The sequence below is a fragment of the Argonema antarcticum A004/B2 genome (assembly GCF_023333585.1).
Classification (GTDB): Bacteria; Cyanobacteriota; Cyanobacteriia; order Cyanobacteriales; family Aerosakkonemataceae; genus Argonema; species Argonema antarcticum.
This window is the reverse complement of sequence record NZ_JAIQZN010000217.1, coordinates 1-2,043: the sequence shown is the minus strand read 5'-3', so window position 1 is coordinate 2,043 and position 2,043 is coordinate 1. Positions and strand designations below refer to the sequence as shown.

Annotated in this window: 4 protein-coding genes; 1 reads left to right on the top strand and 3 read right to left on the bottom strand. The window is 44.2% G+C overall.

Annotated features, from left to right (window positions below; translation table 11 throughout):
* Positions 1-228: 228 nt before the first annotated feature.
* The gene (locus LAY57_RS35420) at positions 229-876 is read left to right on the top strand and encodes a type I restriction endonuclease subunit R (protein WP_249072155.1); all 648 of its coding nucleotides are present in this window, start codon (positions 229-231) and stop codon (positions 874-876) included.
* Between the two features lie 2 nt (positions 877-878).
* Here the strand turns inward: LAY57_RS35420 and LAY57_RS35415 are convergent, their stop codons facing one another.
* The 3 genes from LAY57_RS35415 to LAY57_RS35405 form a co-directional block, all read right to left on the bottom strand.
* Positions 879-1,418: a hypothetical protein gene (locus LAY57_RS35415; RefSeq protein ID WP_249072153.1), complete on the bottom strand. Its 540-nt coding sequence runs from the start codon at positions 1,416-1,418 to the stop codon at positions 879-881.
* Positions 1,419-1,590: 172 nt separating this feature from the next.
* A complete protein-coding gene (locus tag LAY57_RS35410; RefSeq protein ID WP_249072151.1) occupies positions 1,591-1,728 on the bottom strand; it encodes a hypothetical protein in 138 nt (45 codons plus the stop codon).
* A 48-nt stretch (positions 1,729-1,776) separates the two neighbouring features.
* A complete protein-coding gene (locus LAY57_RS35405) occupies positions 1,777-1,968 on the bottom strand; it encodes a hypothetical protein (RefSeq protein WP_249072149.1) in 192 nt (63 codons plus the stop codon).
* Positions 1,969-2,043: the final 75 nt, after the last annotated feature.

Below are 2,043 nucleotides of genomic sequence, written 5' to 3'. Positions count from 1 at the left end.
CCAATTATTGAAGCAGCAGGAGCAGTTGAGGACATGACTGCTGCTGGTTGGGTAACACAAATCATTTGCTCCTACCTCAAACTCGACATAGAAAACTTACCCTGAAGCCACCCCAGGTCTGCCATACACGGGGGTTCAAAATGCGATGATGCCTAGATTTTAAAAGGTGGCACAAACAACGTAGTGTTATGGCTGATAAGTTAGAAAAATTACGACAGGATGTGAAAAGTGGTACTCAAAACGGCCATTACTGATGCGGTAAAAACGTTGGCGGATGCAGAAACCCGCTTCCAGCTTCGGCGCACGGAAGATGAACGATTGTTCACGGAATGGTATGAAAATTTGCCGGAAATTAGCGATCCGGAAAAAACCGATCTGGATTTAATCAGACGGCGGTATATATATCATCTAGCAGACGGGAGCTTGACTGAGGGAACGGTAACGTTGTTGATGGGTTCGCCTTTGCTGGAAAAGGCGGGTTTTTACGACCCTCCTTTTAAGATGCGGGGGGAGGCATCGGTTGAGATTGTGTTGGATGAAGACGATGAAGATGCGGAAATCCGGCGGGGTCGAATTGATGTTTTAGTGGTGCAAAATCGGTTTTGGGTGACGCTGTTGGAGTCGAAACGGACGACTATCTCGGCGATGTCAGCACTTCCACAAACGCTGGCATATATGATGGCAAATCCTCATCCAGATAAACCAGTGTTTGGCATGGTGACAAACGGAAATGAGATTATTTTTGTGAAGTTATCTGGACAAGGGATGCCTCAGTATGATGTTTCGGATATTTTTTCACCGGTGCCTTTGCGAAATCGTCTTTACGATGTGATGAGAATTTTGAAGGGGATAGGTCAAGCGATCTCGCAAGGATAATGTTAACTAGCTTTTCGGTGATGAGGGTTGGAACGAGAAGTTTTGGCAGACTGTGATTGAATTTCGGACGCAGCAGGAGCCAGTTCGAGAATAATGGGAGTCACCAGTTCTGGTGCTTGTGACAAACGGTTTTTGATTTGGATTCGCAACCATTCGACGCTAGCATCAGAGCCATTTACTCTCTGTTGGATACCCAGTGAAGGGTCGGCTTTCTTGATGGCACTGGCGATCTTTCGGGCTTGTCGAAGAGTAATCAACTGAGTATTGATAGTAACTGCTTCAGGTATCAGCTGGTTTGGTTCTATCCCTGGAGGTTTTTGAGTCAATGTTTCCGGGGATTCAACTTGAGGGTAAGATGAAGATGGGCATGAGATTTCGTTCTTTACGGTAATAGTTTTGGAGTCAGAAGAAGCAGTGGAAACAGTAGAGTGTTGATTGTAATCTGTTTCGGCAGGAGTGTAAAGGAAGCAGCAAGCGGTACTGAAGAAAACGATAAATAGAAACACAGGAAAGAGTGTAGCGTTGATAGCTTCAACGGTCATTGTTTCAATCTCCTAGAAAGGGATATTCACTGACTTTGTTGTAGCGGGTCTCGGTGAATTGCATAACAAGTTTTGCTTGCTCCGCGACGGTAGGAGCGGAATCTATTCGATGGGTTTGGTTTTATTTTAATTCTTCAATTTTAAAAATTGGATTTTTTTATTTTCCATTAAGTTAACTTTCTGGTTGGGCTGCTGCCAACATTTGTAGAAATTCTTCTACTGACGTTACAGTGATAGTTTGTTTATGCAGTCGTTTTAGCAGCGTAAGATCGTTGATAGCATTTATTCTTTGGAACAAAGTATCTGACACCGATGAAAACCGCGTTTCCAGAACCTCAATTACATTCTCGCGAGCAATTTATAATTTCGCATCTCGTTCAAAACTGGTGATGTATGGCATTTGTTTTTCCTCCTCTATTCGCCTAATTTGGGAGTTAAACTCTTGCTGAGCTTCTGACTGTAAAATCATCATCCATTCAATGAAACGGAACAACTCCAAAATCTGATTTTTACTATAGCCGCGCTCGTAGAATCGGCGGACTAAATTCAACGAACTTGCTCAGAAGGGTGGGTGCGATTGCGCGGAGCGCAATCGCTCTTTCAAGCGAGCGCACGGTGGGTCGGA